Genomic DNA, 26,792 nt, shown 5'->3' on the forward strand with positions numbered 1-26,792 from the left:
GTTTTTCATCAGAACGAGGCTTTAATCCCGATCATCGCTGAGGTATCGCTGTAACCTTTGTCGCCAACCTGCTGAGCGACGTTACCCCACAGCGCGACGTTCTTCGTCAACTGGCCTTCGACACCGGCTTTCAGTTCGCCGATATTGCGGGCACCCTGCAGATTCACGTTTTCACCGTTCATCGAGACGCCAAAGTCTTTGCTGTTGTGGATCCAGTTGGCTTCCACAAACGGCTGGAAGGTGCGGTTCTTATCATTGTCCAGTTGGTTATGTCCCTTGCCGAACAGACGGACGCCGACGCGGGTCTGGATGTTGCCATCCCCGTTGCCTTCCACGCGGGTACCGTTAACTTCTTTGTGCTCATCCGCCTTCACGCCCATCCAGGTGACCTGCGCTTTAGGCTGGATATACAGCGCGTTACGTTCGCTTAACGCTGCCAGTTTCCAGGTATAGCCGGATTCGACAGACGCGGTGAATCCGCTGGAATCATACTCTTCCGCTTCAACGTCACGACCGGAAACGGTGTTATCGAACCAGCTGTACTGCGCCCAGGTGTCAACGTATGCCCCTTCGTGAGTGGCGTTGTCCTGCAGCCACGTACCGTACAGACCGACGCTGTAACCGCTGATGCGACTGTCAGCGCGGTTACCATTACGCTGGTTTTCCGCGCGGCTCTTCTGGTTAGCGTAACCTGCCATCAGACCCAGATGGTAACGATCGGTGTTGTCCGAAGACCACTGTGCGAGATCGCCACCCAACTGCATGACATAGCGGTTGCTCTGCATGTTCAGTTGGTCGCTGCTGTCTTTCTGACGGGTATGACCACCGACATTACGCAGCCACAGGCTGGTGACCGCGTCCTCGCCGGTCAGTGCGTCAACATAATGCGTTTCGCCCAGACGATCCTGTAAGCGGGTGTTAAACATCGTGTTCGCCGCCTGCAGGTTCATACCGTACAGACCGGCTTCCGGACGAATTGCGTGTTCACGCGGCGTCGGGGATGGCGACTGCGGATCGGTGGGATCAACAGGCGATGCCGGATCCACCGGGGTGACCGGAGACAACGCGCTGCTCAGGTACCAGTTCTTGTTATTCCCGCCTTCGCCGCGTTGCAGGGTGTAGTCATAGGCGCCTGCCACGATGCGGCCATTCTGTCTGAACTCCCCGTCGGAATGACCGGCGACGCTGATGAGTTCGATACCGTCCGTCGTCAGTCCACCCGCGCCCCCGGCGTTCAGCACTTTGACGCTCGTCGTGCCCGAGGTGTTGCCGGCAACGATCATCCGGTCAGTCGGCGAGGCGTCATCGCCCAGTTGGGTGTTCATCACGATGTTACCGTTCGCACCGGTATAATCGCCGTCCACCGTCAGGGTTTTGAAGCTCGTGGCCTCACGGGTCAGCCTGCGACTCTGCACGCTGGTGGGCATGAAGGTCAGCGTGGAATCATCCAGCGTCAGGTGAGTAAGCTGAGAACTTTTGGTCATGTTCCAGGCCGAGCCTTCCGCCAGCGACAGGTTATTCACCGCGTTGCCGCTGGTTACCGTTCCGCCAACGAAACGCGACTGGCTGGTCGCACTGATGTCAACCACGGCGGCATCGCTGGCTTCGACAGTACCGACAATCTGCACGTTCTGCGGATGAATCGTCACGCGGGAGTCAGCGTTTTCAGCCAGAATAGCGGTGGCATTCGGGTCGTTGTAGTTAACCCCCATCTGCACCCCGCCATTCAGCGTGATTTCGCCGCCTTTGTCCGCATGGACATAGTTCCAGCTCCCGCTGCGGGTGGTATCAACAACATCAATATTGAGACGCCCATTAATGTCGATTTTACCCGCCGTCGACGCATCGTCTTTACTGGCCAGAATACCGGTACCGGTCGTCTGTTGGTGTCCCTGGGTGTCCAGCGTGATGTTCAGGTCGTTGCTGGTAAACTGCGTGGACCCCATGGAGTCAACGCCATCAAGAACCGTTCTGTCTGCACCTGATTTCAACAGCAGGGTCGTTGTACCGTGGGTGGTGATAGTCGAATCCAAATCGATGCCTGAAAGACCATCAGAAAGCCAGATTGCGGACGCCACGCCCCCGACGCCATTGACGGTGACATCGACATTGGTATCGCCAAACGCTTCGATATAACCGGCGTTAGCATTAATACCATCCGCAAAATCATTGGCAACGGATTTAACGCTGGCATTTTGATACTGAATCAGCGAGCGGTTAGCTGCGTCTGTCGATTCCGAAACGATCCCCACGGCGTATTCTGTACTCTTGCTATTAACAATAAGATTTTCAGCGTCGATGAAAGTCCCTTCCTTCGCATAAACGCTAAAAGCGTGTCCATTCGCCCCGGTTACCGTTGCATTCACCGTGGTATCGCCGGTTAAGGTAATAACGCCATTATTTTTATCAGAAAAGATACCCGAGATAGTCTTGCCATCACGCTGGTGGCTGATGTTGATGGTTAAATCATCAGCAATAAGCGCGCCTTTTTGTGCACGATAGGCGTCACTGGTTCCCCCCATATCAACAATGCCGACGGCGAACAGAGATTGATAATCTTCATCAAGCGCCAGGTCCGGGCGTCCGTCGACCGTACCCGGAATCAAATCCCCGGTAATTTGATTCACCGTAGAGCCTGACCCTAAATTGATTGTTCCGCTGTTGGCAACAAAAACAGTACCAGACGCGAGCGTAAGATCGCCATCTTCAAACTCGCCCCTGCCGCTGACGATTGGCGTTCCGCCCGGGTGGGTAACCGTAATCCCGCCATTGTTCGCCACGGAGAGGGTGTTGTTTTCCCCGGAGGTACTGATAATTTTATAGGTACCGCCGTCGGTAAGGGCTCCACTCCCGGTGATAATCCCCTCATCCTCATTATAAATTTTTGCACAAACGTTATTTGTCATTAACAAGCTGCCAATCAATAATGCCATGGTTGTTAATTTAAATTCTTTCATATCAATATTCACATTCTTAATAGACAAATACAGCGCGTAATATATTATATTTACGGCGTTGAGTTTTTTGTTTCCAGACAGAACGAGTGTTGTTTAACTTTTGCTATATCTGAAGAATCCTTTGCTGCGACTCACTCTCAAGATAATGACTTATTTTTCATATCGCCTAAGAAAATTACAAATGAATTGTTCTTACGTAACTAAATAAATCGATTGGTGATAGTATTAAAATAAAACAAAACAGATGAAATGATGTTGATTTTTAATTAATCCCGGTTGATGAAAGAAGAAAATAAAGCGGATTATCATTATGATTTTTAAAGCGTTTACCACCTTAAATGCTATTTAAGATTAATTGGACTATCTTAATAAGAATTTAAAGCGGTCAATATAAGAAAGGAAAATAAAGCCGCCCGGTAAGGCGTATCTTTACCGGGCTGTTTTTAAAAATCTACCGCCCATTGTGCGTGAAACAGGATCACTGCGTTACCGGATATCGTGACTTTTACCGGTTGGTTATCCTGAATCGTCACGTCAATATCAACGATGCCGTCGCGACCTAATGCCCGTCCCTGATGTCCTTTCACCTGTAGCAATTTCCCGTCATGTTGTAATAAATGATGATGCACCAGCCAGGCACCCATTGGGCCATTGGCATTGCCCGTCACCGGATCTTCCACAATACCGATTGCCGGAGAGAACATGCGTCCATCGGTCTCATTTTTACCCGGACGGATCTGAAAAGGAAAAAAGCCATTGCAGCCAATCTGCTGACTGATAGCGCAAAGCGCAGAAAGGTCGGGGGCGAGGGCGTCAATATTGACCTCAGGCTTCAGTGGGATCATCACTTTGGAATGACCGGTCGAGGCGACCTGAATCGGCAGGCCCGGTAGCATTGCGTCCTCACTCAGGTGCAGCGCGCGTAGAATGGCGGCGCGGATGTCGCCTTCGAGCGGCGCGTCGAAGGAGGGCGCACCTTGTTCCAGCGAGATACGATAATCGTCGCTATCATAGCGGATCTCAACCCGGTGACGTCCCGCCAGCGAGGTTTGCCACACCGTGGTATTACCCAGTCCCAGCGCCGTGGCGCGGACGTAATGTGCCGCAACGGTGGCGTGCCCGCAAATGGGCACTTCTACCGTCGGCGTAAAATAGCGAATGCGTACATCGCTGTCGTCGCTTTGCAGCAGGAATGCGGTTTCGGAGTGACGCAGTTCGCGGGCAATCAGTTGCATCTGCGCGTCGCTAAGGCCGTCAGCATGCAGGACAACACCGGCGGAATTGCCGCGAAAAGGGGTTCTGGTGAAGGCATCAACGTGGTAAACCTGTGGTTTCATTAGCATTCTCCCTGAGTTGGAGAAGCATCATAACGTGCAGCGTAGCGGATGGCGATGCCGCCAACATGAACACGCTTTTCGGCTGGAGCGAACAGTCGCCCGGCAGATTGCACTGCCGGGCAGTGGAAGGCTATCGACGGGAACGAACGATCTGGTAGCGACGACTGAAGTACTCAAACGGCGCGCTCCAGACGTGAACCAGACGGGTGAACGGGAAGAGCAGGAAGATGGTCATCCCCAGCACCAGGTGCACGCGGAAAATAAACGCCACGCCGTCCAGGTGGGCAGAGGCCCCGCCACGGAAGGTCACAACTGACTGCGCCCACTCCACCAGTTTCAACATTTCACTGCCGTCCGGGTGCTGCGCGGAGAACGGTATCGTGCTTAAGCCCAGTATGCACTGAATCAGCAGAATGCAGAGGATCAGGATATCCGCCGTGGATGAGGTGGCCCGGATGCGGGAGTTTGTCAGACGACGTACCAGCAACCCCGCACCGCCGACCAGCGTCAGCACGCCGCAGATCCCGCCTGCAATCATCGCCATCTGCTGTTTCACCGCGATGGGCAGGAACCAGGCGTACATCCAGTGTGGGGTTAACATCCCGAACAGGTGGCCAAAGAAGATCCCCAGAATGCCGATGTGGAACAGATTCGACCACAGGACCATCCCGCGTTTGTCCAGCATCTGACTGGAGGACGCCCGCCAGGTGTACTGCCCGTAGTCATAGCGCAGCCAACTGCCGAGGATGAAGACCGTCCCGCAAAGATAGGGGTAGATGTCGTAAAAAAAGACGTTCAGGAACTGTATCATTTCGGGCCTCCCGCGCTGACGTCGACGTACTGCGGCGCCACGTCCTGGCTAAAGCGTCGTTGATATTGCTGTAATGGCGAACTGTCACAGGCCGTGGCGTTATCTTCGATAAATTTCACCTGTTCTTCTTCCCAGACGGCATCCAACGCCTGACGAGTGTCATCACGCGTTTCAGTGTCAACCTGTTTCGTGACACTGTCACTTGAAAGTGGGCTACCCGACAGGAGCAACAGGGCATCGAATAGCTGATACCACGGCGTGCCACGCTGCTTTAAACGTCCCCCCAGCAGGGCCAGAATCGGCGAGACGTTCTGCAAGCCTTCGCGTGCGTCGGTTTCTGGCAGCACGCTCAGGTATTCCAGATACAGCGGCAGATGGTCCGGCAGTTCGCGACAGTCGAGTTGCAATCCCACTTTTTCGTACTGCGTCAACAGATCCACCATCGCCTGGCCGCGATCGCGGGACTCTGCATGCACGTGCTCGAACAGCAGTAGCGAAGTGGCGCGCCCACGGTCAAACACCTCGCACCATTCGGCCTGTTTATCGAGCAGCGGCGCGTTGAGCAGTGCTTCGGTGAAGTCGGTGAGCATTGGCGCATCGTGGCGCACCAGTGCCAGCGCGTCGTCCTTACACGCCCACAGCCACTCATCCGGATACTCCATCAGCAGGCCAATCACCTTGAGGATTTGCATTATTCACCCTCCGCCTTGTCACGCACTTCGGTGATGTTGATGGCGTCAATGCGACTGCTGTTGAACAGATTGAATTTGGTATCGGAACCGTGGCACCCGTCGCCGAAGGAGAAGCCGCAACCGTTTTTCTCCGGGAAGGCATCGTGCGCCATTTCACGGTGGCTGGTCGGGATCACAAAGCGGTCTTCGTAGTTGGCAATCGCCAGGTAGCGATACATCTCTTCAATTTGTTCAACGCTTAAGCCCACTTCATCAATCGCACGAGTATCGGTGACGCCTTCGACGGTTTGCGCCCGCATATAGTGGCGCATTGCCATCATGCGCTTGAGCGCACGCAGCACCGGCCCGGTGTCGCCTGCGCTCAGCATATTGGCGAGATACTGCACTGGGATCCGCAGGCTTTCGATCGCCGGCAGCACGCCGTCGCTTTTGGGCAGTCCGCCCGCATCGGCGTAGGACTGAATGGGCGACAGCGGCGGCACATACCAGACCATTGGCAGCGTGCGGTATTCCGGATGTAGCGGCAGCGCCAGCTTCCAGTCCATCGCCATTTTGTATACCGGCGATCGCTGCGCCGCGTCGATAACGTTTTGCGGGATCCCCTGTTTCAGCGCTTCTTCAATCACCGCCGGGTCGTGCGGGTTCAGGAACACGTCGCACTGGCGCTCATAGAGATCGGTTTCATGTTCGGTGCTGGCCGCTTCTTCAATGCGATCCGCATCGTAGAGCAGTACGCCGAGATAGCGGATACGCCCGACGCAGGTTTCCGAACAGACGGTCGGCTGGCCGGACTCAATGCGCGGATAGCAGAAAATGCATTTCTCTGATTTGCCGCTTTTCCAGTTGAAATAGATTTTTTTGTACGGGCAGCCGCTGATGCACAAACGCCAGCCGCGGCATTTATCCTGATCGATAAGCACAATCCCGTCTTCTTCACGCTTGTAGATGGCACCGCTCGGACAGGTAGCGACACAGCTTGGATTCAGGCAGTGTTCGCACAGACGCGGCAGATACATCATGAAGGTGTTTTCAAACTGGCCGTACATCTCCTTCTGGATCTTGTCGAAATTGCGGTCGCGGGCGCGTTTTTCAAATTCACCGCCAAGCAGCTCTTCCCAGTTCGGCCCCCAGATGATTTTATCCATCCGCTTGCCGTCAATGAGCGAACGGGGACGGGCGGTAGGCACATGTTTTCCCTCCGGCGCGCTGTGCAGATGCTGATAGTCGTAGGTGAACGGCTCGTAATAATCATCGATTTGCGGAATGACCGGGTTAGCGAAGATTTTAGTGATGACGCCCATTTTACCGCCCAGACGGGGTCTGATCTTGCCATTCACGTCGCGAACCCAACCGCCTTGCCACTCCTCCTGATCTTCCCAGTTTTTCGGATAGCCGATGCCGGGTTTCGTCTCGACGTTGTTAAACCACGCGTACTCCATTCCTTCACGCCCGGTCCAGACGTTTTTACAGGTAACGGAGCAGGTGTGACAACCAATGCATTTATCGAGGTTCAGTACCATGCCAACCTGTGAGCGTATCTTCATTTTTTCGCCTCCTGTACCTGATCCCGACCTTCATCATCCAGCCAGTCAATGTTCTTCATTTTTCTAATCATGATGAACTCGTCGCGGTTGGAGCCGACGGTACCGTAATAGTTAAAACCGTAGGCAAGCTGCGCATAGCCGCCGATCATGTGCGTCGGTTTCGGGCACACACGGGTGACGGAGTTGTGGATCCCGCCGCGCATGCCGGTCACTTCCGAACCGGGGATATTCATGATGCGTTCCTGCGCGTGGTACATCATGGTCATGCCGGGCGGCACGCGCTGGCTGACGACCGCGCGAGCGGTGAGGGCGCCGTTGGCGTTGAAGGCCTCGATCCAGTCGTTATCCTCGATACCGAGCTCTTTCGCATCCGTTTCACTGATCCAGACAATCGGCCCGCCGCGCGACAGCGTCAGCATCAACAGGTTTTCGCTGTAGGTGGAGTGAATGCCCCATTTCTGGTGCGGCGTCAGGAAGTTCAGCGCTTTCTCCGGGAAGCCGTTCGGCGGAATTTCACGCATCTCACTGACGCTGCGGGTGTCAATCGGCGGGCGATAGGCGACGAGACTTTCACCAAACGCGCGCATCCACTGATGATCCTGATACAGCTGCTGACGGCCGGAGAGTGTGCGCCACGGAATCAGCTCATGGACGTTGGTATAGCCCGCGTTATAGGAGACATGCTCGCTTTCCAGACCAGACCATGTCGGGCTGGAGATGATTTTGCGCGGCTGTGCCTGGATATCGCGAAAACGAATCTTCTCGTCTTCTTTGTTGAGCGCCAGATGGGTATGCTCACGTCCGGTCATCGCACCAAGCGCTTGCCACGCTTTCACCGCCACCTGACCGTTGGTTTCCGGCGCCAGCGCCAGGATAACCTCCGAGGCATCGATTGCCGTTTCGATCAGCGGGCGGCCTTTCGCCGGGCCTTCGCGCTTGGTGTAGTTAAGCTTGCCGAGGAAATCGACCTCCGTCTGGGTGTTCCACGATATCCCCTTACCGCCGTTACCCAACGTATCCATCAGCGGTCCGAGCGAAGTAAAACGCTCGTACGTCGCGGGATAGTCGCGTTCCACCACGGCAATGTTTGGCGCGGTTTTTCCGGGGATCAGGTCGCATTCCCCTTTACGCCAGTCCTGAATGTCGAACGGCTGCGAGAGTTCTGCCGGTGAATCGTGCTGTAACGGTTGCAGCACCACGTCGGTTTCTTGTCCCAGATGGCCGACGCAGACCTCGGAAAAGACGTTGGCGATGCCTTTGTAGATTTCCCAGTCGCTTTTCGATTCCCACGCGGGATCCACCGCCGCCGACAGCGGGTGAATAAACGGATGCATATCCGAGGTATTCATGTCGTCTTTTTCATACCAGGTGGCGGTCGGCAGAACGACATCTGAGAACAGACAGGTGCTCGACATACGGAAATCGAGCGTCACCAGCAGGTCGAGCTTGCCTTCGATCGCCGCAGACTGCCATTCCACCTCTTCTGGCTTAATGCCTTCGCTGGAACCCAGCGCTTCTCCCTGAATACCGCTCTCTGTACCGAGCAAATATTTGAGCATGTACTCATGGCCTTTACCGGAAGAACCGAGCAGGTTAGAACGCCAGACAAACAGGTTACGCGGATGATTCTTACCGCTGTCCGGCTGTTCGCAGGCAAAGCGAATATCACCGGATTTCAATGCCGCAACGGTGTATTCCACGGGTGACAAGCCGGCCTTTTCGGCGCTGGCTTTGACCGTCAGCGGATTGAGATTAAGCTGCGGCGCAGAGGGTAGCCAGCCCATGCGTTCGGCGCGCACATTGAAATCGATCAGATGACCGGTGAATTTTGAGGCATCCGCCAGCGGCGAAAGCAGTTCCTGCGCGGTCAGTTTTTCATAACGCCACTGGCTGGCGTGATTGTAGAAAAACGAGGTGCTGTTCATCTGGCGCGGCGGACGGTTCCAGTCCAGGGCAAAGGCCAGCGGTAGCCAGCCGGTTTGCGGACGCAGCTTTTCCTGGCCGACATAGTGCGCCCAGCCGCCGCCGCTCTGCCCGACACATCCGCAGAACACGAGGATGTTGATCATTCCCCGGTAGTTCATGTCCACGTGATACCAGTGGTTGACGCCGGCACCGAGGATAATCATCGAGCGACCGTGGGTCTTATGCGCCGTATCGGCGAACTCACGGGCGATGGTTTCAATCTGAAAACGCGGCACGCCGGTTATCTGTTCCGCCCACGCTGGCGTATAGGCTTTCACCTCGGAATACGTAATCGCAGCGTACGCGTCTTCCAGACCGCGATCGAGGCCGTAGTTTGCCAGTACCAGATCGTAGACGCTGACCACCGGGCATCGGCTGCCATCGGCAAGCGTTAACTGCTTCACCGGCAGTTGGCGCACCAGTACGGGTTCCTGCTTCACGCTGCGAAAATGGGGGTTTTCGTTGCCGCCGAAATAGGGGAAGGCGACGCCCAGCACCTCATCATGCTGACCGAGCAATGACAGTGACAGTTCGGTTTCTGATCCTGCCGCCAGTGATTCAAGGTTCCATTTGCCTTTTTCACCCCAGCGGAAACCAATCGAACCGTTAGGCACCACCAGTTCCCCGGTGCTGTTACAGGCGACCGTTTTCCACTCCGGGTTATTGCTTTCACCCAGCCCATCGACCAGATCCGAGGCGCGCATCATCCGTCCCGGCACGTAACTGCCGTCCTCGCGGGCGTCCAGTAATACCAGCATCGGCATGTCGGTGTAGTGACGGCAGTAGTTGAGGAAGTAGTCGCTGGGATTGTCGAGATGGAATTCTTTTAAGATAACGTGTCCCATCGCCATGGCCAGCGCGCTGTCGGTGCCTTGTTTTGGCGCCAGCCACTGATCGCTCAGCTTGGCAACTTCGGAGAAATCAGGAGTAATCGCGACGGTTTTGGTGCCTTTGTAACGGACTTCGGTAAAGAAGTGGGCATCCGGCGTACGGGTTTGCGGTACGTTGGAGCCCCAGGCAATGATATAGCTGGAGTTGTACCAGTCGGCGGATTCAGGCACGTCGGTCTGTTCGCCCCAGGTCATCGGTGAAGCGGGCGGCAGGTCGCAGTACCAGTCGTAAAAACTCAGACAGGTGCCGCCGAGCAGGGAAAGATAGCGGGTGCCGGCGGCGTAAGAGACCATCGACATCGCCGGGATCGGCGAGAAGCCAGCGACGCGGTCCGGGCCATAGGTTTTGACGGTCCAGACGTTAGCGGCGGCAATGAGCTGGTTGAGTTCTTTCCAGTTGGAGCGGATAAACCCGCCGCGACCGCGCACCTGCTTGTAGCTCTGGCACTTTTGCGGGTCATTCATGATCGAATCCCACGCCAGCACCGGATCGGGATGGGAAGCCAGGGCCTCGCGCCACAGTTCGATCAGCCGTTTGCGCACCAGCGGGTATTTCAGACGGTTGGCGCTGTACAGATACCAGGAGTAGCTGGCACCACGCGGACAACCGCGCGGTTCATGGTTGGGCAGGTCCGGACGGGTACGCGGATAGTCGGTCTGCTGGGTTTCCCAGGTCACCAGACCATTTTTGACGTAGATTTTCCAGCTACAGGAGCCGGTGCAGTTCACCCCATGGGTTGAACGGACAATCTTGTCAAATTGCCAGCGCTGACGATAGCTGTCTTCCCAGTCCCGGTTGGTATGCATCACCTGACCGTGACCGTCAGCAAAGGTGTCACCCTTTTGTTTAAAGTAACGGAAGCGATCCAACAGTTTACTCATGACATTTCTCCTGCTCCATAGGGTCTTGTAGGCCGGATAAGGCGCAAGCCGTCATCCGGCATTGCGTGATTGCCTGATGGCGACGCATGGCGTCTTATCAGGCCTACGTCAGTTGTTGTTATTTTTGTTGTGGTTTACGGCGGCCATAGACCAGCCAGGTCACCAGCACGCAGACGATGTAAAACACCAGAAAGATTTTCATGGCGCCGATGGGGGAACCGGTCATCGCCAGCGAACTGCCGAATGCTTTAGGAATGAAGAAGCCGCCGACGGCGCCAATTGCGGAAATAAAACCCAGCGCGGCGGCGGTGTCGGTCACCGCTTCACGCTGTGCCTGTTCGTCGCTGCCGCCGCGCAGTTTCACTTTGTAGATAGTGAGCTGGCGGAAGATGACGGCAATCATCTGGAAGGTAGAGCCGCTACCCAGACCTGCGGTTAAGAACAGCCCCATAAAGACCAGATAGAAGGCGATAAAACTGCCGGAACCTGAGCCGGGCAGCGTCAGGAAGAGCAGGGCCGAGAACAGCGCCATAAAGATGAAGTTAATCAGCGTCACGCGCACGCCGCCAAACTTGTCGGAGATGACCCCGCCCGCAGAACGCGCCAGCGCGCCGATAAACGGGCCAAAAAACGCCAGGTTGAGGATATTCACATCCGGAAACTGCGTCTTCGCCAGCATGGCAAAGCCTGCGGAAAAGCCGATGAATGAGCCGAACGTTGCCAGATAGAGCAGGCTTAATAGCCAAAGGTGAAAACGCTTGAGCACCGGCAACTGAGAGGCGATAGAGGCTTTGGAACTGGCGATGTCATTGGTGCCAAGCCAGGCGGCTATTGTGGCAATCGCCAGCAGCGGCACCCAGATCCAGGCGGCGTTTGCCAGCGAAAGCAGTGACCCATCGGGTTGCGGGACGCCCTGGACGCCGAGGAAGGCAAATATCGGCAGGAAGATAACCAGCGGCGCAGCCAGTTGCATCACGCTGACGCCGAGATTGCCCAGCCCTCCGTTCACCCCAAGCGCGCTGCCTTGCTTCGCTTTCGGGAAAAAGAAACTGATATTGCCCATGCTGGAAGCAAAGTTTGCACCGGCAAAACCGCACAGCAGCGCGATGATGATAAATACCTCGAAAGGGGTGGTGGTATTTTGCACCGCAAAGCCGAGCCAGACGCAAGGAATAATCAGTATCGCGGTGCTAAAAACCGTCCAGCGGCGTCCGCCAAATATAGGCACCATAAAGGAGTAGGGAACGCGTAATATTGCGCCAGAAAGTGAAGGTAATGCGGTTAATAAAAAGAGTTGATCGGTGGTGAAATTAAAACCAATTTTATTGAGATTGACGGCGACGGCGCTGAACAACATCCAGACGCAGAAGGCAAGTAACAGGCAAGCGACTGAGATACAAAGGTTTCTTCGTGCTATGTGTTTACCTTTATTCTCCCAGAATGCGGGATTTTCCGGCTTCCAGTCACTCAAAAGATAACGGTTATTTTTCTCATTTTGTCGCGCCATATTACCCCTCACATGCACATGCGTTCATGAAAAAAAAGAAATAGTCTGCGCAGAGCGCTATACGCCCTTTTAAGAATTTATTGATGCTTTTATGAATGTTGAGGAAAGGATAGATAAAAATGCGCAACCACGCGGAGTGAAGGGGGAATAACAGGTTGCTTAAGTGTTACCAAATGTAAATAAAAAGTATAAATGGCTAACATTCATTCGTTCAGGCATTCGTTCAGGAAAAAAGCTCCAGCGCAATCATGCGATCCAGATGGCGATCAAACGCCGGATCGTCCATCTCCTGAATGCCGAGAACGTACATGCCATCCAGACCGCACACCAGCGCTATCAAGCGCCAGGCGATGTCTGCGGGGGCGGAGGCGGTGGTGAACTCTCCGGCGGCGAGTCCGCTTTCGATAATGGCGACCGTTTCCTCATGCCACATGCGCATGGTGAGAAGGTAGGCGCTTTTGATTTCCGGATCTTTGTCCGCAAGGATCTGCGCTTCGCGCCAGAGCTTAATATAGGGCTCGAATCCGCGGTCATCACTGCCCAGCGTGGCGTGCAGACGCATGCGCCAGGTGGCATCTTCCGCGACGAGTTCCGCATCCAGCAGGGCGCGAATAAGACGGACAAAGGCCTGCGATTTAAGTTCTCCGGCGGAGGTGAAATGGTGGTGGACTTGACCGGTCGCCACTTTCGCTTCTGTGGCGATTCGCCGGACGGTCATGGCGGAAAAACCGTCTTCGAGCGCCACGCGCATGGCCGCCTGTAATATTACTTCGCGACGCTCATCTTTATTCAGATAGCTCATACCACCTCCATTCTTGCTGGAGAGGCAGTGTATCAACAAGCTGGACAGACGTTCAATTGTTACACGCTACAGCTGAAGTGAGAGCTCCATCGCGGAACGACGCAAAGGAGCCAGCGCTTTCTCTTTTAACGCGGCAGCGCTCATGGATGACGCTGGCACCCCGACGTTGAGGGCAGCAACCACGGTGCCATTGCGGGAAAGCAGCGGAACGGCAAGGGAACAGAGTCCAACTTCAATCTGCCTGTCGGCCAGCGCATAGCCCTGAATACGCACGCGGGCGATCTCTTCCCGCAGCGCTGCCAGGTCACAAATCGTGTGTGGGGTATAGCGGAGTAACTGCGCGCGTGACAATGTCACTTCAAGCAGCTCTTCGGGAAGCGCACTGAGCAACACGCGTCCCATAGAGGTGGCCCACGCGGGCAGTCGACTGCCACGTCCGATGTCGACGCTGAGCAGGTTGTTAACCGCCGCACGGGCAATGTACAGCACATTGTCACCGTCGAGCGTGGCGGCAGAACAGGATTCACCGAGTGATTTTCCCAGATTATCCAGTGCGGCCTGCGCCACTTTTGCCAGCGGCGTCCCCGCAAGATACGCGTGTCCCACGGCCAGCACGCGCGGCAGCAGTTCATAGCTACGCCCGTCTGGACTGTGCACCATTCCCAGCGCCGCCAGAGTATAGAGACAGCGACGCACCGCCGCGCGGGAAATCTGCGTTTTCTGGCTGAGTTGTGAAATCGTCAGACGCTGACGTTGAGGGGTAAACGCATTCAGGACTTCCAGACCCCGTGCCAGAGACAGCATAAAGTTAGGGTCTGATTTAGCCGATGGGCTGCCTATAACTAACTGATTTTTATCGCTCATTGAGTCCTTCTCCTGTGCAATTCAAATCCTTAACCGCATCAACTATACCGTGCAGGCGAACGTGAGTCGGGGAATATCCGTATTTTCCCACCGGGATCACATTATTAACCTCAATGTAACAATCATGCCGATAATCGCACAACATTTCGATAATCGCCGTTGACCACCTTCGTGGCGCGCACCTATTGTCAAAAGCACCGTCACCGTGGGTTATCACCGGTGGCACAAAAAGTGATGATATTCATGCTCAGGAAGAAACAATGACTGCGACCGTTGAACGTATTGAAAGCTGGCTGGTTGATGTCCCGACGATTCGGCCTCACAAACTCTCCATGACCACGATGGGTTGCCAGACGCTGGTGATTGTGCGGATCACGCGTTCAGACGGCATTAGCGGCATTGGCGAAGCCACTACGATTGGCGGACTGAGCTATGGGGTGGAAAGCCCGGAGGCGATTCAATCCGCGATTACGCACTATTTCACACCGCTGCTGAAAGGCCAGCCAGCCGGGAATCTGAATGCGTTGACGTCACGCATTAACCGGGCGATCAAAGGCAATACGTTTGCCAAATCGGCCATTGAAACCGCGCTGCTGGATGCCCAGGGAAAGGCGCTGGGGCTGCCGGTTTCCGCACTGTTGGGCGGCGCGCAGAATACCGTGTTGCCGGTCCTGTGGACCCTCGCCAGCGGCAATACGGATAACGACATTGCCGAGGGGCAGCGACTGCTGGATGCCGGGCGGCATCAGGCGTTTAAGCTGAAGATCGGTGCCCGGGAGCTGGAGACCGATCTGCGCCACACCCGCGCCATTGTGGAAGCGCTGGGGGACCGTGCCAGCATCCGCGTTGACGTCAACCAGGCGTGGGATGCCACGTCGGCGGCGAGAGGATGTCGGGAACTGGCGGCCATGGGCGTCGACCTGATTGAACAACCGGTGAGTGCCCAGGACAGTGATGCGCTGGTTCGCCTGAGTCAACGCATTGAAACGGCTATTCTGGCGGATGAATCCGTTGCCAGCCATTTCGACGGTTACCGTCTGGCACTGCAGGGGTTCAGCGGCGCGTATGCCCTGAAAATCGCCAAAGCCGGCGGACCGGAAAGCGTGCTGAAACTGGCGCACGTTGCGCAGGCGGCGGGTATCGGCCTGTACGGCGGCACGATGCTCGAAGGCACCGTGGGCACCGTGGCGTCGCTGCATGCCTGGTCAACCCTGCCGTTGCAGTGGGGCACCGAGATGTTCGGCCCGCTGCTGCTAAAAGACGACATCGTCAGCCTTCCGCTCTCCTTCGCCGACGGTTGCGTGGTGCTGCCGCAAACGCCAGGGCTTGGCGTCGAGCTCGATGAGGAAAAACTGCAGTTTTATGCCCGTAAGCCTCGGGAATAACAGGAGAACCTAATGTTATTTAAAGTGGATATGACCGTAAATATTCCTTACGGAATGCTGGCTAATGAAATCGACGAGATTAAATCACGGGAAAAAGCTTATTCCCAACAGTTACAACGAGACGGCAAATGGCGACATCTCTGGCGCGTTGCCGGTTTGTACGCCAATGTCAGTATATTTGATGTCAACGATGCCGAAGAATTACATCAGATATTAATGGCGCTGCCGCTCTATCCCTTCATGGATATTCGGATAGAAGCGCTGTGCCGCCATCCGTCGTCTATACACAGTAACGACCAATAATAGCCGTACCGCATGCCGGAATTATCCGGCATAAACCCTACAGACAATAATAAGTGAGAAGCACTATGAGCCACTCTTTTATCCAACAAGATGACGTACAGAAATTATTGCGTGAAGGTGCCGGTTTAAATGGACCGGAAGGTAATGAGCGCTTTAAATCGATTATTCACCGCCTGCTCGGCGATATTTGTACGCTTATCGACGACTATAATGTCACGCAGGAAGAATTCTGGCATGCGGTGAATTATCTGCATGAACTGGGCGGTCGTCAGGAAGCGGCACTGCTCGCCGCTGGCCTGGGTCTTGAACATTTCCTCGATCTGCGCCAGGAAGCCATTGAATCCCGTCTGTCATCAGAGACGGGCACCCCGCGCACTATCGAAGGTCCGCTGTACGTCGCCAACGCGCCGCTGGCCGATGGCTACGCCCGGATGGATGACGGCAAAGATGCTGGCGACGTGATGTGGCTGCATGGTCAGGTCACAGACGTGCATGGACAACCGGTGGCCGGGGCCATTGTTGATATCTGGCACGCCAACACGCTGGGCAACTACTCATTCTTCGATCAGAGCCAGAGCGACTACAACCTGCGTCGTCGCATTCGTACCGACGCCGAAGGGCGCTACAGCGTGCGCAGTATCCTGCCTTCGGGTTACGGTTGCCCGCCGGACGGCCCGACGCAAAAATTGCTCGATCAACTGGGTCGTCACGGCAACCGTCCGGCGCACATCCACTTCTTTGTCTCCGCGCCGGGCTTTAAGCACCTGACCAGCCAGATCAACCTGAACGGTGACCAGTACCTGTGGGATGATTTTGCTTTCGCCACCCGTGATGGCCTGATTGCCGACCCGGTGAAGGTCAACGACCCTGCGTTGATTCAGCAGCGCGACCTGGACGGTGAACATACCGAAGTCTGTTTCGACTTTACGCTGTGCGCGGCGCAGCGTGCTGAGGAAGAGCAGCGTATTACCCGACTGCGCGCGCAGGAATAATTCACGACGCCTGTCTGACTCGTACCGTTTTATAAATCCTGAATGATGCAGGAGGAATACACTCATGCAAAAAACGCTCTCGGCATTAAAAGATAAAATCACGCAGGCCCTGATTGTGGATCGTGATAAGCATATTTATCGTTGCCATCGTTCGATATTTACCGATGAGCAGTTATTTAATCTGGAACTAAAACATATATTCGAAGGGAACTGGGTATTTCTGGCGCATGAAAGCCAGATCCCGGAACCCGGCGATTATTTTACCCTGACCCTGGGTCGACAACCGGTTATTATCACCCGCGATAAAAAGAACGAACTGCACGCGTTAATTAATAGCTGTGCGCATCGCGGCGCCATGTTATGCCGACGCAAAACGGGGAATAAAAATTCCTTTACCTGTCCGTTTCACGGTTGGACCTTCAGTAATAACGGCAAATTGCTGAAGGCGAAAGATGAAAGTACCGGCGGTTACCCGGAAACGTTTAAACATGAAGGTTCACACGATCTGAAATCGCTGCCGCGTTTTGCTTCCTATCGCGGATTTCTGTTCGGTAGCCTGAGTGAGGATGTACTGCCGCTGGAAACGTACCTCGGCGAGACCTGTAAAATTATCGATCTAATGGTCGACCAGGCTCCCGAAGGGCTGGAGGTTCTGAAAGGTTCGTCCAGCTACGTCTACGAAGGCAACTGGAAACTGGGGGCGGAAAACGGGGCCGACGGTTATCACGTCAGCGTAGTGCACTGGAACTACGCCTCCACCATGTCGCGGCGGAACTACGAGGCGGAAGGGACGCGCGCGGTAGATGCCAACGGCTGGTCAAAGAGCCTCGGCGGCGGCTACGGGTTTGAACACGGCCATATGCTGCTGTGGACGCGGGCGATGAACCCTGAAGTTCGTCCGGTTTACGACCATCGTGAACGCCTGCAGGCGGAGTTTGGTGAAAATCGCGCCGACCAGATGGTAAATGAGACACGGAATTTGTGCCTCTATCCCAATGTATACCTGATGGATCAATTCTCAACGCAGATCCGCGTGATTCGCCCCATTGCCGTCGACAAAACCGAAGTGACGATCTGGTGTTTTGCGCCCAAAGGTGAATCTGACCCGGCGCGGGCGCTGCGCATCCGCCAGTATGAGGATTTCTTTAACGTCAGCGGGATGGGAACGCCCGACGACCTGGAAGAGTTCAGCGCCTGTCAGCGCGGCTATCTGGGCGAAAATCTGGCATGGAGCGATCTCAGTCGTGGTGCGCTGCACTGGGTGGACGGACCCGATGAGCATGCGCAGCATGTCGGATTTACGCCACTGCTGAGCGGCATCAAATCTGAAGATGAGGCGCTCTACATCGCTCACCACCACCACTGGCAGAACGTGATGCTCGCGGCGGTGGAAAAGGAACATCAGCAGTATGAGCGGTCAATTACACAGCGCGTGGAGGTAGGCGGATGTTAACGCTTGAACAGGTTCGCCAGTTTCTCTATTACGAAGCGCGGCTGCTTGACGACCGGCAGTGGGATGCGTGGCTCCATTGCTATAGCCCAAAAGTGGTCTTCTGGATGCCTGCCTGGGGCGATGATGATAAAACCACCCGCGACCCGCAGCGGGAGATCTCGCTTATCTATTATCCCAGCCGGGACGGGCTGGAAGACCGGGTGTACCGCATCAAAACCGAACGTTCCGGTGCCAGTACCCCGGAGCCGCGCACCACGCATATGATCGGCAATATCGAACTGTTGGGCGAAAAAGAGGGCGGCGTTGAGGTGCGCTACAACTGGGTCACCTACAGCCACCGCTATCAGCACACCGATGCCTACTTCGGCACCACGCACTGCACGTTAGTTGAAGAGGGCGATCAGCCGCTCATCACGCGTAAAACGGTACGGCTCAATAACGACTATATCCGTCAGGTGATTGACGTTTATCATATTTAAGAGGTGCTTATGAGCTTTACAATTGCCCTCAACTTTGAGGACGGCATCACCCGCTTTATTCAGTGTAACGCTGGTGAAAAGGTGCTGGATGCTGCTTACCGGCAGAAGGTAAACCTGCCGATGGATTGCTCCGACGGCGTCTGCGGCACCTGCAAATGCCACTGCGCCAGCGGCGATTATTCGCTGGGAGAGGACTTTCTGGAAGAGGCGCTGAGCGATGACGACGCGACCGCACGACAGGTGCTGACCTGCCAGATGATCCCTTCCAGCGACTGCGTGATTGACGTGCCGGTCGCCGCCGCACAATGCAAAACCAGTATCACGACCACCGATGCAGACGTGCTGGCGATCAATTCGCTCTCTGAGACGGCGATTGAACTGGTCGTGCGTCCGCACGTCGCGCTGCATTTTCTGTCCGGACAGTACATCAACATTCAGGTGCCGGGCACGGCGCAGCAGCGCGCCTATTCGTTCAGTTCACTACCGGGCAGCGACGAAGGGCGATTTTTGATCCGCAATGTGCACGGAGGGTTGATGAGCCAGTGGTTGACCCAGCGCGGACAACCCGGCGATACCGTCACACTCAGCGGTCCGATGGGCAGCTTTTATCTGCGTCACGGCGAGCGTCCGGTGTTGATGCTTGCCGGCGGCACGGGACTGGCGCCGATGCTGTCCATGCTGGAAACGCTTGCCGCGCAGCAGAGCTCGCGGCAGGTCACGCTGCTATATGGCGTGACCTACGACGTCGACCTGGTCAAAACCGACGCGCTGGACGCCTTCCAGCACAAACTGGCTGGCTTCCGCTGGTTGCCTGTGGTCGCCGACGCGCAAAGCGGTTGCCCACAGCGCGGGTTTGTCACCGATCATCTCAGTGAGGCGCTGTTGAATCAGGGCGATGTGGATATTTATCTCTGCGGTCCGCCGCCGATGGTCAACGCCATCACCACGGCGTTACGCGAACGGGGCATTACGCCAACTGGTTTCTGGTATGAAAAATTTATCGCCAGCCAAAGTGCCGCGGCATAAGGAGCCTTAATGCGATTTAACGATAAAGTCGTGGCCATTACCGGCGCGGCGCAGGGCATTGGTCGCCAGACGGCTATTCAGGCGGCACAGGAAGGGGCGCGATTGTTGCTCATCGATCGTTCCCGTCACGTCCATGAACTGGCGGCAACCCTGGCGTCCGGCGGATGTCAGGTGCTGGCGCTGGAGGCGGATCTGGAACAATGGGAAAGCACCGAGCAGGTTTTTGCCGCGGGCGTCGCGCATTTTGGTCAACTGGACGTGCTGGTCAATAACGTCGGGGGAACCATCTGGGCCCGACCGTTTGCCGAATATCAGCCGGATCAGATTGAAAAAGAGATCCGCCGTTCGCTGTTCCCGACCCTGTGGGGCTGTCGCGCAGCGCTGCCCTGGATGCTGAAACAGGGGCGCGGCAGCATTGTGAATATCTCTTCCGTCGCCACGGGCGGGGTGAATCGCGTGCCTTACTCCGCAGCGAAGGGCGGCGTCAACGCGCTAACGCGATCGATTGCGATGGAGTACAGCGGAAGCGGCATTCGCATCAATGCCGTCGCCCCCGGAGGGACCGATGCCCCGGCGCGTCTTGTACCGCGTAATGAAGAAACGCCCTCTGCCCAGGAACAGGCGTGGTATCAGCAGGTGATTGATCAGACCGTCGACAGCAGTCTGATGCACCGCTATGGAACGCTGGCGGAGCAGGCGAATGCGATTCTGTTTCTCGCCAGCGACGACGCCAGTTATATCACCGGCATCACCTTACCGGTTGCCGGCGGCGATCTCGGCTGATGTTGTTTTGCCAGTAGGCCGGCCATCGTGTTCGGCTTACTGTCTTATCCCGCGGTTCTGCCATTCTTCACCGACGTCAAAATCATTCACTCATTCAATACTCTCATTATTTGGTAATCACGGCGCTGAACAAAAAGTTGGACATACGTTCAATTTTCCGTAGGATCGACAAAGCTGGACGTGTGTCCAGCTTGTTTCGTAGGGAGTTTTATGTTTCGTCAGTGGTTAACGTTAGTGATTATTGTGCTGGTCTACATTCCTGTTGCGATTGATGCAACGGTGCTGCACGTTGCCGCACCCACTCTGAGCATGACGCTGGGTGCCAGTGGCAACGAACTGTTGTGGATCATTGATATTTACTCGCTGGTGATGGCAGGGATGGTACTGCCGATGGGCGCACTCGGCGATCGTATCGGCTTTAAACGCCTGCTGATCCTCGGCGGGGCGCTGTTCGGTCTTGCGTCACTGGCCGCCGCCTTTGCACATACTGCCAGTTGGCTTATTGCCACCCGTGCCATTTTGGCGATAGGCGCAGCGATGATCGTGCCAGCGACGCTGGCCGGGATCCGCGCCACCTTTTCGCAAGCGCACCACCGCAACATGGCGCTTGGCGTCTGGGCGGCAGTGGGATCGGGCGGGGCGGCATTCGGCCCACTGGTTGGCGGTATGCTGCTTGAGCACTTTTACTGGGGCTCCGTGTTCTTAATCAATGTGCCGATTGTACTGGTCGTTGTAGCACTTACCGCGCGCTATGTTCCGCGTCAGGCCGGACGCCGCGATCAGTCGTTGAATCTGGGACACGCCATTATGCTGATTGTCGCGATTCTGCTGCTGGTCTACAGCGCGAAGACGGCGCTTAAAGGGCATATCGCCACCGGCGTTATTGCGCTGGCGCTGGTGAGCGGCGCACTGCTGCTGGCGCAGTTTGTCCGCATTCAACTGGCGGCGAGTCGTCCCATGATTGATATGCGCCTGTTCACCCATCGTATCATTTTGAGCGGCGTGGTGATGGCAATGACGGCGATGATTACGCTGGTCGGTTTTGAGCTGCTAATGGCGCAGGAACTGCAGTTTGTTCATGGCTTAACGCCGTATCAGGCGGGATTATTTATGCTGCCGGTGATGCTCGCCAGTGGATTCAGCGGCCCGATTGCCGGGATGCTGGTGTCTCGGCTGGGGCTGCGGAAAGTCGCGACCGGCGGGATGGCGCTGAGCGCCCTGAGTTTCTATGGTCTGGCGGCAACGGACTTCAGTAGCCAGCAACTTCAGGCCTGGGTGTTAATGGCATTGCTCGGATTCAGCGCGGCCAGCGCCCTGTTGGCCTCAACGGCGGCGATCATGGCGGCGGCGCCGGCAGAAAAAGCGGCTGCGGCCGGGGCTATCGAAACGATGGCCTATGAACTGGGCGCGGGGCTGGGGATTGCTATCTTTGGTCTGTTGCTCAGTCGCAGTTTCTCTGCGTCAATTGCGCTGCCTGACGGTCTGAACGCCGGGGAAATCGCACGCGCCTCGTCCTCAATGGGTGAAGCGGTACAACTGGCGCAGACGCTTCCTTCGGCAATGGCGGATACGGTTCTGCTGGCCGCGAAGCAGGCTTTTACCTGGTCGCATAGCGTGGCATTAAGCAGTGCCGGAAGCATGTTGATTCTGTTGGCGGTGGGCATGTGGTTCAGTCTGGCGAAGGCCGCACGCGAATAACTCAGTGGGTGAACTGACAGCGGTTATCCAGTTCTTCAACTTCCTTTCCGCTCAGGCGGGCGTACTGACCCGTGAGTCGCCAGAACGCGGGTTGCGTCTCGGTATAAATCTCGGCGGCAAGGATCAGACGGCGACGGTCGACCTCGTTAAATTCGAGCAACGTCCAGGGAATGAAATAGCGCTCGGTGTCGGTTAACTTGATCCACAGTGGGCAACCACAGCCGGAACAAAAATACCGTTCGCCGCGCGAAGACGATGCAAAGTAAGCGGGCCCGGGCGCATCGGGATCCATCACCGGTTGTCCACAGGCTTCCAGATACATAGCGATACCGCCAGACCATTTCTGGCATATCGTACAGTGGCAGGCATAGACGTCGAGGGATTCGACATCGACGGTGAAATGACTCTGCCCGCAGAGGCAACGTCCTGTATAGGTTTGCACGGCATTCTCCTTATGGCCGGTTTAACATCGGGGGGAAAAAAAGCCAGCCCATCGTGGGCTGGCTTTTTGTACAGCTCAATTCTAAAAATTAGAACTGATAGGTCAGGCCAACGGCAACGATGTCGTCAGTTGAGATACCCGCTGCACGGGTAAAGTTGTTGTCATCCAGCAGGTTGATTTTGTAATCAACATAGGTAGACATGTTTTTGTTGAAGTAGTAGGTTGCGCCAACATCAACATATTCAACCAGATCCTGATCGCCGTAACCGCCCATGTCTTTAGCTTTGGATTTCAGGTAAGCCAGGGACGGACGCAGACCGAAGTCGAACTGGTACTGTGCAACCACTTCGAAGTTCTGCGCTTTGTTAGCAATACCGTTTACATCACCGAAAGTGGTCATGTTACGGGTTTCAGCATAGGTGGTTGCCAGGTAGATGTTGTTCGCATCATATTTCAGACCAGCAGCCCATACTTCAGCGTTTTTACCCGCTGCATAGAATACGTTGTCGCCACCGCGAGTCTGGGAATCGGTACGGTCAGATTTCGCGTACGCAGCAGTAGCAGCAAAGCCTTCATATTCGTAGCTGGTGGACAGACCGAAACCGTCGCCGTTTTGCTCAACGAGTTTAGAACGACCATTGTTGGTTTCGCCAGAAGCGCCATTTTTGCCCTGATACTGCAGCGCGAAGTTCCAGCCTTCAACCAGACCGAAGAAGTCAGTGTTACGGTAGGTTGCAACGCCAGTAGTACGGGCAGTCATGAACACGTCAGTCTGGGTCCAGGTGTCACCACCGAACTCAGGCAGAACGTCGGTCCATGCGCCAACATCGTAAGCCACACCGTAGTTACGGCCATAATCGAAAGAACCAAATTCAGCAAATTTCAGACCAGCAAACGCCAGACGGGTTTTGTTGCCTTTGTTGCCAGTTGATTCAGCATTGTTGCCTTTGAATTCATATTCCCACTGACCGAAACCGGTCAGCTGATCGTTAATCTGCGTTTCGCCTTTGAAACCCAGACGAGCATAAGTTTTGTCGCCATCATCGCCGTCATTGTCGGAGAAGTAGTGCAGAGCGGTAACTTTACCGTACAGATCCAGTTTGTTGCCGTCTTTGTTGTACACTTCTGCCGCATTCACGACGCCTGCTGCCAACAGGCTAAATAGCTGTGCCTAATACCGCTACACTTTTGCCTGACCATGTTTTCCTCCGGGGAATGGGCTGGCGGTTTCCATAAAATGGCGGACCTTTTTCAGTAACTGCCACATTGAGCGGCACTGATGATTACGGGTTATCGTGTCATGAAGTGCCTGCCATAGCCGTTCCACATGATTCACCCACGGCGAGTAAACCGGCTGGTAAATTACCCTGAACTTGGGATTTGCTTTCAACCAGCGCTGTGTTTCGCGGCTTTTATGGATAATGTAGTTATCAACGATCAGCGTGATTGTTTTCGCCCGCCGGTAAGTGGCTTTCAGGTGCTTCAGCAGAGCGATAAACAGCGCTGAACTTTTGCTGTTGCCGCCCACGTAGCTGACTTTACCCGTGCCACTGTGCAGTGCGCCGGCCAGATAGTATTTTTCGTTCTGCCCCGGCGTCACTACCCGTTTCTGCTGTCCGCGCAACTGCCAGTCCGCACCGATTTTAGGATTAAGGTGGATATCCACTTCATCTTCATAAAATACCGGATGCTCTGCGCTGCATTCATCCAGCGCTTTGTGGATTACCGCCATCTTTTCATCTTTATGTGGGTCACGGATACGCAGAGTTGGCGCGGCCCTGCGCCATACAAGCCCCGCAGATGGCAACCAGCGGCGAACGGTTCCTGCATGTAACTGGCAACCGGTTATCTCATTGATTTTTATTGCCAGTAATTCGGTGCTCCAGCGTGAACGTTGATAACCAAAATCGCCGGGAGAATGCTTTATCAGCTCACGTAACAGGGTGCAGATATGTTCAAAAGGCCAGCGTCGGGAGCGCCCTGCGGGTAAGGATTTCAGGCCTTCAATACCTGAGTGCGTAAACCAGTTAATCCAGCGACCAACGGATGAACGGGCACAACAGAGAGTTCTGGCAACATCGCTGACCCGTTCACCCCGATGAAGCATCAGCATGGCCGTGAGTCTGCGGGCATGATTTTTATCGCGCGTTTTATGAATAGCTTTCTGCATCAGGCGTCGTTCGCCACGGGGTATTGGTGCTATGATCGGCATCGCTCAGTCCGGTTGGTGGTTTTGGTTGGTTTGGCGATTGATCAGATCGCACAATCCGGGCTGAGTTCCCTTTCAGTGATCTACTATTCCGCGCAGCTATTTAGTCACTGCCACTGCAACTAATTTAAGTTTCATTGTTAACAATCCTTATAATTTTCTTGGTGTGATTCCTGAACCATTGCCGAACGAATCGCTTCATCAATGGCAAACTATTTTTAAGGTACGCAGCAGTACCAATTCAATAATAAGTTTCATGGAATTGCAGATTATTTCTATTTGTGTGATCCAGATCGCCTTAAGTCAAATCTGAGGCGCGGAAATTCCTGGAAATAACTATCTATGCAATATTTACGCAGGGGACTATATACGGGTTATCGGTTATTATATGAGTTAGTTACCGATGTGTATTATATACGCGTTAATAATTGTAAATCAGCGAAATCATTTAATTATTTAGCGTCTTGTTAGCATAAATTTAACATAAGTATAAAAACTTAATATTTCTGTTGTAAGGAAATAAATAAACCTGAATCAGCTCCATAATAAAGGTATGGCAGGGCGATCGAAAAAAGCGAATAAGAATTTTCTAACAATCAGTAAATATCCTAAGGAACGACAGTTGATTTATTGTCTCGCGAAGGATGATGTCCGGGTCAGAAAAGGGGGGCGACCCGGTGATAGCGTTACGCGCGGCGTGTGGCCCACCAGCAGAGCAGCGAACCAATGCAAACCATAATGGCACCCTGCCAGAAGGAGAACGACAGCGGGGCGCTCAACAGCACGGCTGCCAGCGCAGATGACAGCACCGGTGTGAAATAAGAACCTACCGCCATGATGGTGACATTTCCGTGCAAAATCCCCACGTTCCAGGCGGCATAGGCAAAGCCCAGCGTCAGCGCGGCAGAGACGAGCTTAATCACCACCGGCGTACTGAACATCATTTCGGGCTGCGGCGTCAGAAAATAGTGGACCCACAAACTGAGTGCCGTCAGTAAAACAAAAACCGTAATGCCATTAAACCCCCGCGCGTATTTATTGGTCACGGTACAGTAGGTCGCCCAGATAAACGCGCCGAGAAAGGCGAGAAAGTAGCTCAACGGACTGCTGGTGATATTGCTGATAATCTCTCCAGGATTCAGACCGTTTTCTCCACCCAGCACCCAACAGATACCGGTTATTGCGAGCAGGACGCCGGGAACGATTATCCAGGTGGTTTTTTGACCGTTAAACAGAATCGCGAATAACACCGTCAGACTTGGCCATAAATAATTGACCATACCGACCTCAATCGCCTGATGACGGGTAGCGGCATAGCCCAACGATAACGCCAGACATATTTCATAACTGACAAACAGCACGCTACCGGCGATTAAATAACCAACAGGGAAACGACGGATATTGGGAAATCCCACGGTAAATATCAACAGCAGCCCACTTAATGAATAGATTGCCGCCGCACCACCAACTGGCCCAAGTCCCTCACTGACGCCACGAATCAGACCCACCATTGTGCTCCACAACACAATGGCAATAAGTCCAATCAGCGTTGCTTTTTGTTTCGTCATTCTGTTTGCCGTTTTCCATGCCTTATCAAAAAAGAAGTTGAAATATATAGCACTTTTTTAGCGGATTTATCCAGGCGAATGCTGAGGAGGTATTACCACCTTGGTGGTATATAAAACCGACAATTGGGACTATTTAGTAGCGGAACCGTTTCGTTATTGATTTGACTCAAAAAAAATACGGGTATTGCTGTTAGTTTCCTCGG

The 26,792-nt window shown here is 54.7% G+C and carries 21 protein-coding genes; 8 read left to right on the forward strand and 13 right to left on the reverse strand.

Annotated features, from left to right (window positions below):
- Positions 1–8: 8 nt before the first annotated feature.
- The 9 genes from GBC03_17240 to GBC03_17280 form a co-directional block, all read right to left on the reverse strand.
- The gene (locus GBC03_17240) at positions 9–2,957 is read right to left on the reverse strand and encodes an autotransporter outer membrane beta-barrel domain-containing protein (protein ID QFS71823.1); all 2,949 of its coding nucleotides are present in this window, start codon (positions 2,955–2,957) and stop codon (positions 9–11) included.
- 443 nt (positions 2,958–3,400) lie between these two features.
- The gene (locus GBC03_17245) at positions 3,401–4,294 is read right to left on the reverse strand and encodes a PhzF family isomerase (GenBank protein QFS71824.1); all 894 of its coding nucleotides are present in this window, start codon (positions 4,292–4,294) and stop codon (positions 3,401–3,403) included.
- 130 nt (positions 4,295–4,424) lie between these two features.
- Positions 4,425–5,102 (reverse strand): respiratory nitrate reductase subunit gamma, encoded by a 678-nt coding sequence (gene narI / locus GBC03_17250; GenBank protein ID QFS74044.1) that lies wholly within the window; start codon positions 5,100–5,102, stop codon positions 4,425–4,427.
- The gene (gene narW / locus GBC03_17255) at positions 5,102–5,797 is read right to left on the reverse strand and encodes a nitrate reductase molybdenum cofactor assembly chaperone (protein QFS71825.1); all 696 of its coding nucleotides are present in this window, start codon (positions 5,795–5,797) and stop codon (positions 5,102–5,104) included. Before narW ends, narI begins: the two co-directional genes overlap by 1 nt.
- On the reverse strand, positions 5,797–7,341 hold the full coding sequence (gene narH, locus GBC03_17260; protein QFS71826.1) for a nitrate reductase subunit beta: 1,545 nt from the start codon (positions 7,339–7,341) through the stop codon (positions 5,797–5,799). Before narH ends, narW begins: the two co-directional genes overlap by 1 nt.
- Positions 7,338–11,078 (reverse strand): nitrate reductase subunit alpha, encoded by a 3,741-nt coding sequence (locus GBC03_17265; protein QFS71827.1) that lies wholly within the window; start codon positions 11,076–11,078, stop codon positions 7,338–7,340. Before GBC03_17265 ends, narH begins: the two co-directional genes overlap by 4 nt.
- A 118-nt stretch (positions 11,079–11,196) precedes the next feature.
- Positions 11,197–12,585 (reverse strand): NarK family nitrate/nitrite MFS transporter, encoded by a 1,389-nt coding sequence (locus GBC03_17270; protein QFS71828.1) that lies wholly within the window; start codon positions 12,583–12,585, stop codon positions 11,197–11,199.
- Between the two features lie 223 nt (positions 12,586–12,808).
- Complete coding sequence (locus tag GBC03_17275) at positions 12,809–13,387, reverse strand: TetR family transcriptional regulator (GenBank protein QFS71829.1); 579 nt, start codon at positions 13,385–13,387, stop codon at positions 12,809–12,811.
- Positions 13,388–13,453: 66 nt separating this feature from the next.
- Positions 13,454–14,251 (reverse strand): helix-turn-helix domain-containing protein, encoded by a 798-nt coding sequence (locus GBC03_17280; GenBank protein QFS71830.1) that lies wholly within the window; start codon positions 14,249–14,251, stop codon positions 13,454–13,456.
- A gap of 260 nt (positions 14,252–14,511) precedes the next feature.
- Here GBC03_17280 and GBC03_17285 point away from each other — a divergent pair, with 260 nt between their 5' ends.
- From GBC03_17285 to GBC03_17320, 8 genes are all read left to right on the forward strand, one after another.
- A complete protein-coding gene (locus tag GBC03_17285) occupies positions 14,512–15,636 on the forward strand; it encodes a muconate cycloisomerase (protein QFS71831.1) in 1,125 nt (374 codons plus the stop codon).
- Positions 15,637–15,648: 12 nt separating this feature from the next.
- On the forward strand, positions 15,649–15,939 hold the full coding sequence (catC, locus tag GBC03_17290) for a muconolactone Delta-isomerase (GenBank protein ID QFS71832.1): 291 nt from the start codon (positions 15,649–15,651) through the stop codon (positions 15,937–15,939).
- Positions 15,940–16,004: 65 nt separating this feature from the next.
- Positions 16,005–16,931 (forward strand): catechol 1,2-dioxygenase, encoded by a 927-nt coding sequence (gene catA / locus GBC03_17295; GenBank protein QFS71833.1) that lies wholly within the window; start codon positions 16,005–16,007, stop codon positions 16,929–16,931.
- Positions 16,932–16,995: 64 nt separating this feature from the next.
- Complete coding sequence (locus GBC03_17300; GenBank protein QFS71834.1) at positions 16,996–18,384, forward strand: Rieske 2Fe-2S domain-containing protein; 1,389 nt, start codon at positions 16,996–16,998, stop codon at positions 18,382–18,384.
- Positions 18,378–18,863, forward strand: a complete 486-nt coding sequence (gene benB, locus GBC03_17305; GenBank protein QFS71835.1) for a benzoate 1,2-dioxygenase small subunit — start codon at positions 18,378–18,380, stop codon at positions 18,861–18,863. The genes GBC03_17300 and benB overlap by 7 nt, the downstream gene beginning before the upstream one ends.
- Positions 18,864–18,872: 9 nt before the next feature.
- Positions 18,873–19,889: a 2Fe-2S iron-sulfur cluster binding domain-containing protein gene (locus tag GBC03_17310; protein ID QFS71836.1), complete on the forward strand. Its 1,017-nt coding sequence runs from the start codon at positions 18,873–18,875 to the stop codon at positions 19,887–19,889.
- A gap of 9 nt (positions 19,890–19,898) precedes the next feature.
- Positions 19,899–20,672 (forward strand): 1,6-dihydroxycyclohexa-2,4-diene-1-carboxylate dehydrogenase, encoded by a 774-nt coding sequence (locus GBC03_17315; protein QFS71837.1) that lies wholly within the window; start codon positions 19,899–19,901, stop codon positions 20,670–20,672.
- Positions 20,673–20,882: 210 nt separating this feature from the next.
- Positions 20,883–22,370 carry a SmvA family efflux MFS transporter gene (locus tag GBC03_17320; GenBank protein QFS71838.1) on the forward strand — a complete coding sequence of 496 codons (1,488 nt, stop codon included), beginning with the start codon at positions 20,883–20,885 and terminating at the stop codon, positions 22,368–22,370.
- 1 nt (position 22,371) lies between these two features.
- On the opposite strand, the gene GBC03_17325 is transcribed toward GBC03_17320, so the two are convergent.
- The 4 genes from GBC03_17325 to yddG all read right to left on the reverse strand — a co-directional run bounded on the left by GBC03_17325 (position 22,372) and on the right by yddG (position 26,589).
- Complete coding sequence (locus GBC03_17325) at positions 22,372–22,812, reverse strand: GFA family protein (protein ID QFS71839.1); 441 nt, start codon at positions 22,810–22,812, stop codon at positions 22,372–22,374.
- Between the two features lie 88 nt (positions 22,813–22,900).
- Entirely contained in the window at positions 22,901–23,968 is a 1,068-nt protein-coding gene (gene ompC / locus GBC03_17330) for a porin OmpC (protein ID QFS71840.1), read from the reverse strand.
- 24 nt (positions 23,969–23,992) lie between these two features.
- Positions 23,993–25,024, reverse strand: coding sequence for an IS630-like element ISEc33 family transposase (locus tag GBC03_17335; protein ID QFS71841.1), 1,032 nt, complete (start codon positions 25,022–25,024; stop codon positions 23,993–23,995).
- 683 nt (positions 25,025–25,707) lie between these two features.
- On the reverse strand, positions 25,708–26,589 hold the full coding sequence (yddG, locus tag GBC03_17340; protein ID QFS71842.1) for an aromatic amino acid efflux DMT transporter YddG: 882 nt from the start codon (positions 26,587–26,589) through the stop codon (positions 25,708–25,710).
- Positions 26,590–26,792 lie beyond the last annotated feature (203 nt).

It is taken from the genome of Citrobacter telavivensis (assembly GCA_009363175.1).
GTDB classification, from domain to species: domain Bacteria; phylum Pseudomonadota; class Gammaproteobacteria; order Enterobacterales; family Enterobacteriaceae; genus Citrobacter_A; species Citrobacter_A telavivensis.